The following is a 15,234-nucleotide window of genomic DNA, read 5'->3' as shown; positions in this document are numbered from 1 at the left end:
CCCCTAAGTATATGAACGCCGATCCTCAAGTACCATCGATTCATGGCCGGGATACGAATTTACTATTTTCAATATAATAACGCCAGGGAAAAGTCTTCCCTTTTTCGGCATAGTCTACATGAATGCGCGCAGAACATGCTATCTGCAGTGGTTGGCGCATAACCGGCTCAGCAATGTACAATTCATCGCCACAGAGATCCAGCTTGTTCTGTGATTTTGTGATTTCCATGGCCTGACAGAGTTTTCCCGGTCCGTTGGTCAGATGATACGGACCCCGGGTACGGTTATCCATGTTACGGTTGCGGAACATATCATCCAGACCGGAAAGAGGTTCTACAGCCCGGATGAGGACGGCTTCCCCACTGCCGGCACGACCGGTCACAACATTCATACAGTAATACATGCCATAAATCTGATAGACATAGCTGCAGCCTCCGGATTGGAACATCGGCTCTGTCCGGGCCGTCCTGCCGTGGTAACTGTGGGCCGCATCATCAGGCCAGCCATGATATGTTCCTCCATAAGCCTCGGTCTCGACGATACGGCCGGCATAGACTGTATTCTCTGTAACGTGTACCAGAACAGCCCCCAGAAGATGCCGGGCAACCTGACAGACATCTTCTTCATACCATTTTTCCGGCCACTTCGATCCTATCATTCCGCTATTCATTTATCTATCCTTATCTTTGTCTTTGCGATAACCCAGTGAATAGGATATTTCATAGGCATACTGGCTCATGGTAAAGAGCATCTTCTGCCGGATAGAATCATAAAACCGCATGCTCGGACCGGCTATGGTCAGTGAAGCGATGACTTGTTCCTCAAAATTGAAAATCGGAACGGAAAGAGCAAACAGACCGTGTTCGCTTTCATCCTGGGTAATGGCATAACCATTGTGCCGGATAGAGGCAAACTCACTTTCCGACAAATTGCCATATTGGACGATGACCCGGTTCCGTTCGGCCTTGCTAGCCCAGGCCAGAAGCACTTTGCCGGCAGCACCTTTATAGATAGGCAGCGATTCGCCCATGGGAATAACGCGGCGCAACGAATGGGTGCTTTCTACATGATCCAGGCAGATACGACTGTCTCCTTCGGCCACATAAATACTGGCCGTTTCATTGAAAATCTGCTGCAGCCGCCGCAGATACGGTTTAGCCAGGGTCACGACGTTTTCTGTCCAATGGGAGGAATATCCCAGAGCCAGTGCTTTCGGACCCAGCCGGTACTGTTTGGATGCTTCGTTGCGCGTCAGATACTGACGACGTTCCAGTGTATTGACGATGCGGAAAGCCGTCGAAGTATTGAGGTCAGTCCGGGCCGCTATTTCTTTCAAAGTCAGACCGGTATTGCATTCGACAAAAATATCGAGGACATCGAGACTTTTTTCCAATGATTTGAGCAGACTATTTTGCCGCCCTCTTTTACCTGTGTCTTCTATATTCATGGAATCGCCTGCTTTCTTCCTACGTATTGACTTTCATACCGATTTCCAGTGAATCGGGCGGATCAATGACTACCTTTTCTCCTTCACTAAGGCCGTTCAGGATGACTACCCGTCCGGCTTCTTCATCCCCCGTCAGGACAGACCTGGCATCGGCCAGCCCCTTGTCATTAACGATATAGACAAAATCTCCACTGTCTTTCGTCTTGACAGCTGTTTTGGGTACAGTAATCTGGGATACTTCCTGTGGTGTCGAAAGGCGGACATGATAAAATTCGCCGGGCACGAACAGATTCTTGTCGTTATTAAATGTAATCTTGGCCATATAGGAGCCCGTTGCCGGATCCTTCACTTCAGAAAGATAGGTCAGCTCACCTGTTTCCGACTCGCCAGACGGAGCAATGATAGATACCTTGATCGTGCCATTACTCTTGGCAGTCTGCAGTGCCTCTATATAATCTTCCGGTACGGCAAACGTCGCTACCAACGGCGTCATCTGCTGAATCGTGGCCAGGACATTGCCGGCAACGGCAACAGACGGATTATCGGCTACAGAGGTGACACGCCCGTCAATAGGCGAATAAATCGTAGCGTTGCTCAGCATTTCCCTGGCCGATTGGACAGCCTGCTGCAGCTGGGCAATGCGCCCCGAATCGACAGCCGGCGCGGCTTCCTGAACAGGAGCAGACTGAACCGGAGGAGCCGTACGGGCCATCATCTGGTTGTATTCGACTTTGGAAATAGCTCCTTCATTATACCAGACATCGAGCTTTGCCCGCTGGCCACTGTCACCTCCACTGCTGGCAGCCGGAGCCTGATATACCGGAGTCGCTGCGGCAGCAGAAGACGCTGCTACCAGCTGTGCTTCGGCATCACTGACGCTCTGTTGGTATGGGGCCGAATCGACCTGTACGACTACTTCGCCGGCTTTGACCTCCTGTCCTACCGTAAGGGGCGTCGAGACGAGTTTGCCCGAAAGCTTAGGCACTACATTGGTCATGTGCAGGGCCGTAATATTTGCATCGAGTGTCAGGGCCACAGGATGGTCCGATTTCGTTACACTTTCCGTTTTCGTAGTCACGCTGTTGCCACAACCAGAAAGGATTGCGGCAGCGAAGACGGCAGCAAGGGCTGCTGCTGCCCATTTTTTGATTCGCACCATATTTCCTTCTTTCGGAATTTCAGAAAAACGTATAGAACAACGTAAGAACAGCTACGGCGGGCAGGCCGAAAATACCGACCAGAATTCCCGTTATGAGAGTAATAGGCACATGAGCCAGGCCCAGGAGATAGCCGAAATGGTTGACCCCATATAAGAGCAGCAATCCGATAACGACGTTTCCCAGAAGATGGCGAAGCGGTGCCAGAATCAGTTTATGCACCAGCACGAGAATGACAATACCGATGCCAATGCCGTAGAAATCCATAAAGTCCTCACATTTCCTGCCGATTAGCTACGGCACCGGCCAGAGTAGCCTCATCAGCATATTCAATATCTCCGCCCATGGGAAGGCCCCGGGCAATACGGGTAACCCGGATGCCTGCCGTCTTCAGCAGGCGTGCCAGATACAGGGCCGTCGCTTCCCCTTCTACGTCCGGATCCGTTGCCAGGATGACTTCCTTGACTTCTGTATCCTGCAGGCGCTGCAGTAGTTCTTTGATCCGCAAATCATCGACACCTACCCCGTCGAGGGGCGACAGTGCACCGTGCAGGACATGGTAAAGGCCGTGATAATCACCGCTGCGTTCGATAGCCAGCACATCCTGCGGCGTTTCGACGACGCAGATAATGGAGTGATCGCGCCGGGGATCACTGCAGATAGGGCAGGGATCGGTGCTCGATAAATTGAAGCAGACTGAACAAAAATGCATCTGCGATTTGGCATCACGGATAGCTCCGATAAAGGCATTCACGCTTTCTTCCGGCTGCTGTACCATATAATAAGCCAGCTTGCGCGCTGTCTTGATGCCGATACCGGGCAGACGGCGGAATTGTTCTGTCAGCCGGTCCAGAGGCGTATCCATCAGAACATGCCCGGCAGCTTCATGCCACCTGTTATTTTGCTCATTTCCTGAGCCATAAGATCATCGACTTTTTTACTGGCTTCATTGACGCCGGCGACAATGAGATCTTCCAGCATTTCCGTGTCTTCCGGATCAATAACATTTTTATCATTGATTTTGACACTTTCCACATTCTTTTCCCCGTTCATGACAATGGTCAGGGCACCGCCGCCAACCGTCACTTCCACAGTACGTTGTTTCAGTTCTTCCTGCAGTTTTTTCATGTCTTTCTGCATCTTCTGTACTTTCTTCATCATGCCTTGCATATTTCCACCAAACATATTCATATCCTCCTGATTTTCTGATTATTTTTTAGTTTCTACATATATATGACAGTCTCCCAGCTTCTCGAGCAGTGGGTCCAGTACCTGACGCGCTGCCGCAGGGATATCCCCGGGAGCCACAGATGTCATGACCGCATCTTCTTCCGATGCAGATACTGTATCGGATTCTGTTTTTTCCGGAGAAGTAGGAGATCGGGTCACCGTGATTTCACTGTTTTTTTTTTCGTAGCCTGCCAGTTCTGGATCTCCTTCCTGATAGGCTCTCATGTGATATCCCTTGCCCAAAATACCGGCCAGAGCTTCATCAACGTATTTATAATAATCTTCCCGGTTGGCCCGCTTTACCATAAAGGCCGATTTTAATACCAGGATGACTTCTGTTTCTCCAATATATAGGACCCTGCCCAGGCGTATACACGATACAACCTGCATTTTTTTCTTTTTTTCCAGTATCTGACAAACCTGTTTCCAGACGGCATCATAATTTTCCGGCACCGGCAGCGAATGGGACGAAGCCGTTTCTGGTATGGGAACAGGCGATGGCGATGCACTGGCAGAAGAAGCCTGTGCTGCCGGAATATCTCTGGATACGGGCTGTACGGACGCCGGTGGCGGTTCCTTGTCCTGTATAGGCGGAACAGATGATACGCCTGCAGGAGGCGTCCTGAAAAATCCGGCATCGTCATACGGTTCGTCTGGCAAATCCCCGGAATGAGAAAATTCATCGTCTGGCAGGGGAATTTCTTCTCTTTCTTTTTTAGTACTTCCCGCTGGCACCCTGATCTGGCATAAGGCTTGTTCCAGCCGCGTCACCCGGTCGGTCAGTGCCTGGATCTGCGCCGCACCTGCCGAGGTGTCCGATACGGCATGAGTACTGGTACTTCCTCCCTGGCTGGCCATGAGCAGCCCCATTTCCACGGCAACACGCGGTGCCGGCGAATTTTTTGCCGTCATAAGTGCTTCCTGAAGCACTCCGAGAATGCGGAAAACCTGTCCCGGTTCGACGCGTCCTGCCTGTTCTGCCAGTTCTTTCATCGAATCGGCATATGCCGAAAGTGTATCTGATTCAGGCGCTGCCTGATACAACATGAGCGCCCGCAGATGTTCCAATAATTCAGTCAGTATGACCCGGGGTTCTTTTCCCATGCGGACAATATCATCGACGGCACTGATGATGACATCTCCCTTATGGGAAAATACGGCATCGGCCAGGGAAAACAACCAGTCCCGGCCAACCAGCCCCAGAAGATTCCGGACCAGGGTTTCATCGATAGTCCCATCAGCATTACTGACACACTGGTCCAGAAGACTCAGAGCATCGCGCATGCCACCGTCTGCCTGCACGGAAAGGATATGGGCAGCTCCCTTGCTAATATCAATATGCTCTTTATCGGCTATATAAAGAATCCGTTCTGCTATATCCTGACTGGTAATGCGGCGAAATTCATAACGCTGACAGCGGGACAGGATGGTCATCGGAATTTTTTCCGGTTCTGTCGTGGCCAGGATAAAAATCACATGGGCCGGCGGTTCTTCCAGTGTCTTTAGAAGCGCATTGAAGGCTTCTGTCGTCAGCATGTGCACTTCATCAATAATGTAAATCTTTTTGCGTCCTTCAGCCGGCATAAATTTAATCGTTTCCCGCAAATTCCGTATATCTTCAATACTGCGATTGGATGCCGCGTCGATTTCTATGACATCGAGGGATTCCCCGGCAAGGATATGGCGGCATACATCGCACGTATTGCATGGGTGGGACGTCGGCCCATGGACACAATTCATGGCCCGGGCAAAGATTTTAGCCGTACTGGTCTTACCTGTGCCACGGGGACCGGAAAACAGGTAGGCATGAGCTACTTTATCCGTATCTATTGCTTTTTGCAGAGTTTCCGTAATCTGGCGCTGACCCACTACGTCTTCAAAGGTTTTGGGACGCCATTTACGATATAGCGCAATATATGCCATGATAGTCCTTTCGGAAAGATGTAAAAAAAAGCAGCTAACGGCATAGCTGCTTTGACCAACTGAAAAGTACTCGTGTATGACAACCCGTCAGGTTGCCTCATGGCACATGGAAATGACTACTTATCGCTGCTTCCTCTCGGACCTGACGAGGTTCATAGGTTTCCATTGCACAAGTCCCGACGGATTGCCACGCACCAGTACTTTTATTCTGTTAGCTATGTAATTATATCGTATAAATGGAAAAATAGCAAGCATTTTTACATTGTAAAATCAGCATAAAAAAGGCCTGTCAATAGGCAGGCCTTTTGAGTACATCGTATTTTTATTTGTGTTCCCAGATATCAACGCGGCGGTTGTCAGCACGGCCCTGATCCGTGTCGTTGCTGGATACAGGATCATGGAAGGATTTGTAATCCAGGATCATCTGAGAAGCCGGTACGCCATTATTGACAGCATACTGAGCTACATTATCTACACGGCGTTTGGAAAGATCCGTGTTGTATGCATCGCTGCCCTTGGAGTCTGTATTCCCCGTCAGTTTAAATTGTTCTGTCGGGTTGGCCTTGGCAACGGATACGAAGTTGTCCAGTTTGCCCTGTTCAGAAGCCAGCGGCTGATCTTCATCGAAACCGAAGTGGATGCTGTCGAGATAGTAATCATTGTATACATGCGGAGCTTCTACAGGAGCCGGTGCCGGAGCTTCATAGACAGGAGCCGGTGCTTCTTCTACAGGAGCTGCTTTATGGCCGCCGCCGAAGCGGTAGGACAAGCCGGCGATGAAGCCTTTATAAGAAATATTGGCATCATCTTTCAGATCGATTTCGCCTTTGTCAGCCAGTTTCGTGTTGAGGTAACGGTACCCGGCGTTGATGTCGAGGTCCGGCGTAATGCTGTAGCCGAGGCCGGCTTCCCACATGGATGTGCTCTTCGTTCCGAGAGCGCCTTTGGCATAGATGTCGAAATTCTTGGCAAGCGGTGCTTTGGCGATAAGGCCGATCTGAGCTACGTTATTGGTATCGCTCCAGAAACCGAGGTCGTTATTGATACGGTTCCAGCCGGCGAATACGGCAAAGTTTTTATTGAGGCCGTAGACGAGGTTGACTTCGTGTTCGTCACCGTCAGTAGCACGTTCACCCTTATAATCGGTCTTCAGGCCGTAGTAGTTATACTGCAAGGCCAGTTTGTCCGTGAAGGCATAGGAAAGACCGCCCTGGAAATTCCATTTGGAATCAGAGCTTACATCTCCACTACCACCATACCAGTTGGAAGAATCTACTTCAGCCTTCGGATTCCAGGCGCCGAGGTCAATCTGCCACTGGCCCTGTTCAAACTGTGTCTGCGGAGTTGCAAACGCAAACGAAGATACGCACGCTGCAGCAGCAACGAGTGTCAATACTTTCTTTTTCATCATAAGTATCCCACGCTTTCATAAATAAATGCATCATTGATTCATAACAATTTCTAATAAAAAATCATTACGGACCTTTGTTACGTCTTTATACTACCACTTGATTGTTACAGTTTTGTTACAATTTTCTGGAAAGTATGATAAAAAAGAATTACAGTTTGCTCTATTCTGCCGTTTCTCCTACATAGCTTATAATTTTGCGCAATATATTGGGAAGCCGGGAGGATACACTGTCTATATTGACCCGTTCGGTCCGTTCATGCAGGTCTTTGCCCCAGGGGCCGAGAAGAAGGAAGGGAATCTGCATTTCTTCCATGGCGCCAAAATCAAACCCATAGGATTTTCCCCACAGCGGCAGATTATGTTCCAGCAGGGATTCATCCATGTCCGGATTGACACAGCAGTAGCTGCAGTCGGAGACACCATTAAAATAATGATCATAGCGAACATCGGTCATCTCGCCGATAATCTGCCGAAGCCCGTCATACCGCGTGTCATGAAGAATCAGGCTGTCTGCCGCAGGGTAATAAGGCGGTGCAAAGGCAATGACAACCATAGGCTGATTCATGCCGGTAAAATCGAGGACCGCTTCCAGAAGGCATATCGTTTCCTGGGCATAAGACGTTTCACCTTTTTGTAATCGGATAAAGCTGTTATTTTTAGCATTTTCATAGAATACATCGAATCCCGGGTAATCTTCTGCCTGTTTCAGTAGTTCGGCACTGGTCATGACTTCCATTGAAAGGGCGGGACTGACATGGCTCAAAGCATCGGAAACGGCTTTTTGCGCCACATTTCGCAACAGATACATGACATCTTCCGGCGTCTTCGTATAAGTCATGAAATTAGCACAGCCTGCAGCACGCTGTGGCAGGGATACATCGTATTTATCCTTGCGGTCCCGCTGGAAAATCCAGGCTGGCGGCGGCGTCATTTCGTCACCACAAGTATCAGCCAGAGACGCATCACCTTCCGTTTCCGCCACGATCCGGGACAATACCCCCAGTGGATTGATTCCCTGCTGATAATTGCCGACGTGGACCGATTTTCCCTGTACGATGACGACAGGCAGGAGCTTTCCTACCGACCCGGTAAATGCCACTATTTTCCCATTTTTCTTTTCGTTAGGTTCACTATTGATGAGAACGCGGTAAATGAGCCCATACGTATCACGCAGATCTTTCAATACCGGAACGGCTGTCCGCATTCCCGTCGAATATGATTCTTCATCAGGCAGGGAGACAAAAAGCAGGCCGGCTTCACCACCACCCTGGGCAGCATATTCTTCGAAAACAGCCAGCTGGGCAGCCGCTCCGCCTTTCATATCGCAGGAACCGCGTCCGACCATCCATTCTCCGCTCTTTAAATCGGAAAGGACGGATTCGTCTTTTTCGAACTGTATCAGTTCCTGCAGAAGTTTTTCCGGAGAAAAAGCGTCATCCCGCAAAATGCCATACGCTTCCGTACCGACGACATCATGATGATTGAGGAAAATGACCGTATCCTTTTTCCGCCCCGGTATAAACCCGCAGACGACAGACCGGCCGGCCGGATCGTTGGGAACGCGCATGAGGCTGACTCTTACGATTTCCCCCATGGAAGACAGTTTTTTCTGCAGATACTTTTCCATATCGACTTCTTTTTCCGTATTCGTTTCGCTGTCAATGGCAATCATTTCTTTCAGGATATCCAGTACACGCTGATTTTTTTCCATAACCCCATCCCCTTTTTATTTGAAAATCCATTTTTTTCGTGACAAATAATTCCATACGGTTACAATAGCACTGGCCATGATCTTTGCCGGGAGCGGCGGCAGTCCCAAAATAGATGGCGATGTAAAAATCCACATGAGGAGCAGATTCCATCCCAACCCGATGACACTGACGAGGAATACGAGAGAAATTTCTGCACCGCGCTGATAACGGCTGCCACTATCGAACACGAAGACGTTACAGAGAATATAATGGTACAATGTCGAAAAGGCAAAAGCCAGTGTCGTCGCCACCAATACATTCTGCGTCTGCAGAGGAAACATGGATGCTCCTGTCAGTACCTGAAAAATCAAATAAAAAAGGCCCCATTCCAAGAGAGCTGCACTGCCGCCGACAAGAAGATACATGAACAATTTCATGTATTCGTTGTTTGTATAATCAAATCCAAAAATTTTTTTTTGTTTCATACGGTCCTTTCCGCAGCAGTATATTACATCTATGCCAGCAATTGTCATAGCATATTTTTATTATAGGACATATAGAAAATAAATGCCACAAATTTATCATTTCTATGGCATAATTATTAAAAAAAATGTATACTGAATATAGAATTCTCCAGGAGGTGATAAAATATGGTCTATGCATCAGAATCAACATATCAAGTAGAATTTAATCATCACGCATATACGCTGCCCGTCTGCCCGGGAGCCGGCGGCATCAGCCTGGTAAAAGTCGATTTTATACATAATCCATATTTAATGTACGATGCGGCAGTGGAAGCTAACCGTTACATGAATCACAATATCAGCAATCATATTGATATCATCGTGACACCGGAATGCCGCTGCATTACCCTGGCAACACAGCTGGCTTTCATGAACGGCTGCCAAGTCATCATGCTCCGTAAATCCTTGTCTGCCGATGAAGAGCAGCGTCCCTTCTGGAGCGGAACCTACCAGTCTCGTACGCATAACAGGCCGGAACACCTCTATCTGACAGAAGATAAAGCCCGGATGATGGCGGGGAAACAAGTCCTGGTTCTCGACGACGTATCGAGTACGGGAAAAACCTTTATTGCCATCCATAACGTGTTGGAAAACGTAAACGTGCGGGCCTCTTTCTTTGCTATTTTTGATGAAGATTGTGAAAAAGACAAACAACTGGCAACCCTGCCTTCATACTACTTCCTGAAGACACTGCCTGTACCGGATTACAGTGAATAAAAAAGAGACTGCCGATGCCGTGGCATCAGACAATCTCCTCCCTATTCATAAACGATAGTTATTCTTCTACTCCTGTCAGTTCCAGGCATTCTTTCCGTGCCGAATCTTCACAGGAACGCATAGCCAGAATCGTCTTTTCAAAAAGGTCATTCAAATCCCAGCCCAGCATTTCTGCACCGTTTTTGATGACGTCCCGGGAGCAACCGGCGGCAAACCGTTTGTCCTTGAATTTCTTTTTCAGGCTCTTGACTTCCATATCTTTGGTGCTTTTCGATGGGCGCATCTTGGCAGCTGCCCAGATAAGGCCTGTCAGTTCGTCCGCAGCATAGAGTACCTTTTCCATCATATGTTCCGGTTTGACATCGACCGTCAGGCCGTATCCATGACTGACGACGCCGTGGATGAGCTTGTCATCGGCATGGATTTCAGCCAGGAGTTCCGGTGCTTTCTTGCAATGCTGTTCCGGATATTTTTCAAAATCAATATCATGAAGAAGGCCTACGAGACCCCAGAAATCAACATCATCACCATATCCCAGTTCCTGGGCATACCAGCGCATAACGCCTTCAACGGTCAGGCCGTGCATGATATGGAACGGTTCCCCGTTATATTTACGAAGTAATGCAATTGCATCCGATCTTTCCATATTATATATACCCCCTTGTGTTTACATCAGACTAGTATTTATTATATCATAGAAAAAAGCCGTGGCCAGCATTTTTTTGCCACGGCTTCTATACTTTTAGAACATAATTCTAATTTAGATACAGGCATCTACATCCGAATCGAGACGATTCATGCGGAAATCTTCGACAATCCGGATAAAGTAAGGCAGGTGGATGGGATTATCTGAAAAACCGAATAAGTGACTGGCACAATCACAATCGGTACATCCAAAACCATCTATCCGCCATCCGGCAATGCCATCGACAGCATGAGCCAGATCATGCTCCAGATCCTGAGATGTACGGATGGGAATAGCTGCAACCGTATCAGCATACTGGCGCAGGTAATCGATGTGCCAGTGCATATTCTTACGGCGCCTTGTATGACGGGCCAGCCGGGCTGTGAGATGTTTCCGGGCCGATCCTGTATAGACATAATATCCGGCAGGAAAGTGCAGATTCCCCCTGGCTCCAATGACTATATCCATCGTCTCTTCCAGATGCATGACAAAGAGATAGTCACCACTATCATGATTTTCTCTTACAAGGACCGCTTCAGGATACGAAAGAAGGCGCACAGGCACCGGTTCCGTAAAGGACGGAGTCCAGGAAAGGGCCAGTGCCTTCCAGTCCAGTTCCGGTGCTGCTTCCATGAATGCCGAAGCAAAATCTGGGTCCGTATGATAATCCGGCAGGAACCATCGGGCCCGGTCCCAGTGTACGAGAAACAAAAGTCCTGTATGAATACCCTGACGGTGCATGGATGCCAGTTCCAAAATATGCTTGCGCCCCCGCGCCGTGACAGCGTCGGGAAACATGGCTCCCGTGCGGCTGAACAGAGTACACGATTTAACTTCTACATAAAATAATTCTTTCCCCCGGCCCAGGAGCAGGTCAAACCGGCTGTCCCCGACCGTTACTTCCCGGCGCAAAAGGTTCCAGTCTTCCCATCCTGGAACCTTTTTTTCGGTAATCAGGCGGGCTGCCGTATCATTATTGTACTGTGTGTCGAGGAGAATGGGCACACCGTCTCGTTCTACGCCCACTACATCCCAGGCCGTCCGCCGTTCCGGTTTGGCACTGTGCCGGACATAGAGCTTTGTACCCGGGTACAACAATTCCCACATTCGTCCCGGATTAGGCATGTGGCAGCGTTCTTCTTTGCCGTGAATAGACACAAAAGCGATAAACCGGTTGGGACGGCTGATAAAATATCCAATTTCTACAGGTTCGTTATATATCATGATGACGTACTTTCTGTAATAACCAGTATAAAGCGCCACTCAGAGCTGCCTTTTCTCCCAAATGGGCAAAGGTGACGCGCGTATGTTCATATACTATTGGCCGGAGACGTTTTTTGAGTTCTTCCATCAAAAGAGGGCGGATATACCGCATCTGAGCAGCCAGACTGCCTCCGATGATGACCATATCAGGATTATAAAGATAACAGATATTGGCAATTCCGGCAGCCATATGATCGATGAGACGACGGATTGCCATGACTGCCACGACATCACCGCTTTTTGCCTGACGGAACAGCTTTTTTTCATCCAGCGATGCTGCCGGAACCTGACGGGCTGCAGCAACGTTCTGAAGCAGTGCCTGTATAGAAGCAGCCTCACCAAAAGTTGCGGATGAACCGATTTTCATATAGCCTATTTCTCCAGCACTGAACGAGGCACCGTGGAGCACACATCCATCGATGACAACGGCACCGCTGATGCGATTTCCCATATTCAGGCAGAACAGCAGATGAGACCGCTGTCCGGCACCGAGCCAGTATTCCCCCAGGGCCGTGCACTTGACTGTATTTTCCACGCTGCACGGGAGTCCACAGGTTGCCGACACGGACTCTGCCAGTGGATAATCCTGTTCTATGTCTTTTCCTTCCCCCAAAAGAATAATTCCCTCTCCCGGTTCGACCAGACAGGGAACGGATAAAGCCAGACCGCCCAGTATTTCTTCCCCGTCATAGGAACGGACAATAGCATGAAGTGCCTGTACTACCGATTTCCAATCTCCCTCCGTTACTGGTATTTCTTTGGATTCCGATAGCTGTCCCGTTTCATCGGCCAGACTATAAACAACCACATCCGTGCGGATATCGGCACATATATATTTCATAGGCACACATCCTTTCCCATATCGGTAAAATCTGACTGGCATTCTTTTCTAGTATAGCATATTTCCTGCCCCGGAGACACGAAAAAAGAGCTATCCCTAAGACAGCCCTTTCATTTCTCTTATACTCTTTTAATCTTCAAGCCATTCACCGGTAAAGGTAACGGCGGCCGGACCGGTCATATATACGTTGCCATCTTCTTCATTGTACTCAATATGAAGCGTACCCAGATATAACTGGACATCGACACTGCGTCCGGTAAAGCCATTGAGGAAAGAACCGACTGCACAGGCGCAGGAACCGGTCCCGCAGGCCAGAGTAGCGCCAGCGCCGCGTTCCCATGTATGGACTTTGATTGTATGGTCATCAATAACCTGTACAAAATTCATATTCGTCTTACGGGGAAAAGCTTTGTACGTTTCAAATTTAGGTCCCAGTTCGGGAAGATTGACGGCATCGACATCTTTGACGTAGGTCATCGTATGGGGTACGCCCATGAGAAGGCTGGTAATATGATAAGTTTTGCCATCGATTTCAACAGGTTCATCAATGACGGGGCCTGCCGGGCCTTCCATAGGAATCTGGCCACGATCTGTAAATGGTTTACCCATGTTGATAGTGACCAGGCTGACTTTGCCATCTTCTCCTATGGTCACTTTCGGTTTCATAATGCCTGCCAGTGTTTCTACAGCAAATTCTTTCTTCTGGATAATGCCGTGATCATACACATATTTGGCAAAGCAGCGGATACCATTACCACACATTTCCGCTTCACTGCCATCGGCATTGATAATCCGCATGCGTACATCGGCTATATCGCTGGGAACGATCACGATGATGCCATCAGCGCCAATTCCCGTATGAGGAGCACACATCTTTCTGGCAAGACCGGAAAAATCTTTATCGGCGCCATTTTTATCTTCCAGAAATACGAAATCATTGCCTAAGCCGTGCATTTTTACAAATTTCATAGGATATACCTCCCAAACTCTATCTATTCCTATACAGACACATTCACTTTTTCTTGAAATCTCACAACCAGTATTATACAATAACCGAAAGTGACAAGTATATGTAAATAATGCTATATATATTGCAAATACTGTTTAGTCGAAGAAAATACATTCATTAAAAAAAAGGAGAAAGTGATGGCAGAAAAAACAGGATATCTTCATGAAAAGTTTCGGTTGTTCCACGTCTGCGATAAAAAGGCCTGGACCTGTCCGTACCATTATCACGACTTCGATAAAATCACGCTGTTCCTACAGGGACATGTCACATACGATATTGAAGGCACATCGTATGTACTGCAGCCCTTCGATGTCGTCGTCATTCCTGCCGGTCAGATTCACCGTCCGGTCATCGCCGGTGATGCCGTCTATGAACGGATCATCGCCTATTTGTCTCCTTCCTTTATTGATACCTTTGCCCGCCGCGGTTTTCCCGTCCTTCCTGTATTTCAGACACCTTCACCGATTCTGCGTCAGCATCAGGAAGCAGGCAGCGTATACAGTACAGCCTGCCGGCTCCGCCAGGCCTGGATGGTCAGCGGAACAGCCGGTGATATCCTGAAAGAAGCCATATTTACGGAATTTCTCATATATCTTACCCAGGCCGTCAACGAAAAGAAAATAGGCTATGTCCATCAGAACAAAAAAAATGAAAAAATCATACAAGTCATGGATTATATAACCGCCCATCTGACAGAAAAACTGACCATTCCATCTATTGCCCGGGCCTGTTTTCTCAGTCCGGATTACATTATGCATCTGTTTAAAGAAGAAACGGGACTTTCCATCGGCCAGTATATAACGACGAAACGGCTGCAAAAAGCCCGCCACCTCATCGAAGAGGGGCGGGCTCTCACGACCGTATGTTACGACTGCGGTTTCACTCATTATTCCACGTTTTACCGGGCCTGGAAAAAGCAATATGCCATTGCTCCCAAACACGGCAATCAAATTCTCGATTCAGATTTTACGGAATAATCTCACATACTATGGATATGTCAGCGGTTGCGATTGAAATTGATAAGACATCCGGCTTTGACGATTTCTTTTTCCGTATCCGTCATAGGCGCAATGTAGAGATCCATCTCTTTCCACGATCCGACGACGTAAGCCCTGATATGCTGCAGATCACCGGAAAGGGCCTGACGTACATTAGGAATGAAGATGTAATCGCCCACTTCAAATTCCGGTTCTCCCCGCATCTGGAACGGCAGCATACCCCAGTTCATGACATTGGAACGATATCGTTTTGTCGCATATTCCTGGCAGATATTGGCCAATCCCCCGAGGACGCGCTGGCAACTGGCTGCCTGTTCACGGGCAGAACCGTCACCGGG

Annotated in this window: 16 protein-coding genes, 1 other RNA gene and 1 pseudogene; 2 read left to right on the top strand and 16 right to left on the bottom strand. The window is 48.5% G+C overall.

The window, feature by feature from the left end:
* Positions 1-40: 40 nt before the first annotated feature.
* The 11 genes from B4H10_RS07405 to B4H10_RS07355 all read right to left on the bottom strand — a co-directional run bounded on the left by B4H10_RS07405 (position 41) and on the right by B4H10_RS07355 (position 9,344).
* On the bottom strand, positions 41-670 hold the full coding sequence (locus B4H10_RS07405; protein WP_292018554.1) for a DNA-3-methyladenine glycosylase: 630 nt from the start codon (positions 668-670) through the stop codon (positions 41-43).
* The gene (locus B4H10_RS07400; RefSeq protein WP_083237081.1) at positions 671-1,447 is read right to left on the bottom strand and encodes an IclR family transcriptional regulator; all 777 of its coding nucleotides are present in this window, start codon (positions 1,445-1,447) and stop codon (positions 671-673) included.
* Between the two features lie 19 nt (positions 1,448-1,466).
* A complete protein-coding gene (locus B4H10_RS07395; protein ID WP_236699645.1) occupies positions 1,467-2,606 on the bottom strand; it encodes an efflux RND transporter periplasmic adaptor subunit in 1,140 nt (379 codons plus the stop codon).
* 19 nt (positions 2,607-2,625) lie between these two features.
* Complete coding sequence (locus B4H10_RS07390) at positions 2,626-2,871, bottom strand: pro-sigmaK processing inhibitor BofA family protein (protein ID WP_059076199.1); 246 nt, start codon at positions 2,869-2,871, stop codon at positions 2,626-2,628.
* Between the two features lie 7 nt (positions 2,872-2,878).
* On the bottom strand, positions 2,879-3,469 hold the full coding sequence (gene recR, locus B4H10_RS07385; protein WP_075581697.1) for a recombination mediator RecR: 591 nt from the start codon (positions 3,467-3,469) through the stop codon (positions 2,879-2,881).
* Positions 3,469-3,789 (bottom strand): YbaB/EbfC family nucleoid-associated protein, encoded by a 321-nt coding sequence (locus tag B4H10_RS07380; protein ID WP_059076201.1) that lies wholly within the window; start codon positions 3,787-3,789, stop codon positions 3,469-3,471. The genes recR and B4H10_RS07380 overlap by 1 nt, the downstream gene beginning before the upstream one ends.
* A gap of 24 nt (positions 3,790-3,813) precedes the next feature.
* On the bottom strand, positions 3,814-5,757 hold the full coding sequence (gene dnaX / locus B4H10_RS07375) for a DNA polymerase III subunit gamma/tau (protein WP_292018553.1): 1,944 nt from the start codon (positions 5,755-5,757) through the stop codon (positions 3,814-3,816).
* A 50-nt stretch (positions 5,758-5,807) separates the two neighbouring features.
* Positions 5,808-6,027: signal recognition particle sRNA large type (gene ffs, locus B4H10_RS11590), an RNA gene on the bottom strand.
* Between the two features lie 52 nt (positions 6,028-6,079).
* On the bottom strand, positions 6,080-7,168 hold the full coding sequence (locus B4H10_RS07365) for an outer membrane beta-barrel protein (RefSeq protein ID WP_292018552.1): 1,089 nt from the start codon (positions 7,166-7,168) through the stop codon (positions 6,080-6,082).
* A 160-nt stretch (positions 7,169-7,328) separates the two neighbouring features.
* Positions 7,329-8,879 (bottom strand): M20/M25/M40 family metallo-hydrolase, encoded by a 1,551-nt coding sequence (locus tag B4H10_RS07360; protein ID WP_292018551.1) that lies wholly within the window; start codon positions 8,877-8,879, stop codon positions 7,329-7,331.
* Positions 8,880-8,894: 15 nt separating this feature from the next.
* Positions 8,895-9,344 (bottom strand): GtrA family protein, encoded by a 450-nt coding sequence (locus B4H10_RS07355; RefSeq protein WP_059076205.1) that lies wholly within the window; start codon positions 9,342-9,344, stop codon positions 8,895-8,897.
* A gap of 165 nt (positions 9,345-9,509) precedes the next feature.
* Between B4H10_RS07355 and B4H10_RS07350 the strand changes: the two genes are divergently transcribed.
* Positions 9,510-10,100: a phosphoribosyltransferase family protein gene (locus B4H10_RS07350; RefSeq protein ID WP_059076206.1), complete on the top strand. Its 591-nt coding sequence runs from the start codon at positions 9,510-9,512 to the stop codon at positions 10,098-10,100.
* Between the two features lie 58 nt (positions 10,101-10,158).
* Here the strand turns inward: B4H10_RS07350 and B4H10_RS07345 are convergent, their stop codons facing one another.
* From B4H10_RS07345 to dapF, 4 genes are all read right to left on the bottom strand, one after another.
* Positions 10,159-10,746 (bottom strand): hypothetical protein, encoded by a 588-nt coding sequence (locus B4H10_RS07345; RefSeq protein ID WP_059076207.1) that lies wholly within the window; start codon positions 10,744-10,746, stop codon positions 10,159-10,161.
* A gap of 114 nt (positions 10,747-10,860) precedes the next feature.
* On the bottom strand, positions 10,861-12,009 hold the full coding sequence (gene sfsA / locus B4H10_RS07340; protein ID WP_292018550.1) for a DNA/RNA nuclease SfsA: 1,149 nt from the start codon (positions 12,007-12,009) through the stop codon (positions 10,861-10,863).
* Entirely contained in the window at positions 11,999-12,889 is an 891-nt protein-coding gene (locus tag B4H10_RS07335; protein ID WP_292018549.1) for an ROK family protein, read from the bottom strand. The genes sfsA and B4H10_RS07335 overlap by 11 nt, the downstream gene beginning before the upstream one ends.
* A 129-nt stretch (positions 12,890-13,018) precedes the next feature.
* Complete coding sequence (dapF, locus tag B4H10_RS07330; protein ID WP_292018548.1) at positions 13,019-13,858, bottom strand: diaminopimelate epimerase; 840 nt, start codon at positions 13,856-13,858, stop codon at positions 13,019-13,021.
* Between the two features lie 177 nt (positions 13,859-14,035).
* Between dapF and B4H10_RS07325 the strand changes: the two genes are divergently transcribed.
* Positions 14,036-14,875 carry an AraC family transcriptional regulator gene (locus tag B4H10_RS07325; RefSeq protein WP_075581703.1) on the top strand — a complete coding sequence of 280 codons (840 nt, stop codon included), beginning with the start codon at positions 14,036-14,038 and terminating at the stop codon, positions 14,873-14,875.
* Between the two features lie 20 nt (positions 14,876-14,895).
* Here the strand turns inward: B4H10_RS07325 and B4H10_RS07320 are convergent.
* Positions 14,896-15,234 (bottom strand): annotated as a pseudogene (locus tag B4H10_RS07320) (hydratase); the annotation flags it as partial.

Source organism: Megasphaera sp. UBA4382, assembly GCF_002391155.1.
GTDB classification, from domain to species: domain Bacteria; phylum Bacillota; class Negativicutes; order Veillonellales; family Megasphaeraceae; genus Megasphaera; species Megasphaera hexanoica.
This window is presented reverse-complemented; position numbering and strand designations above follow the sequence as displayed.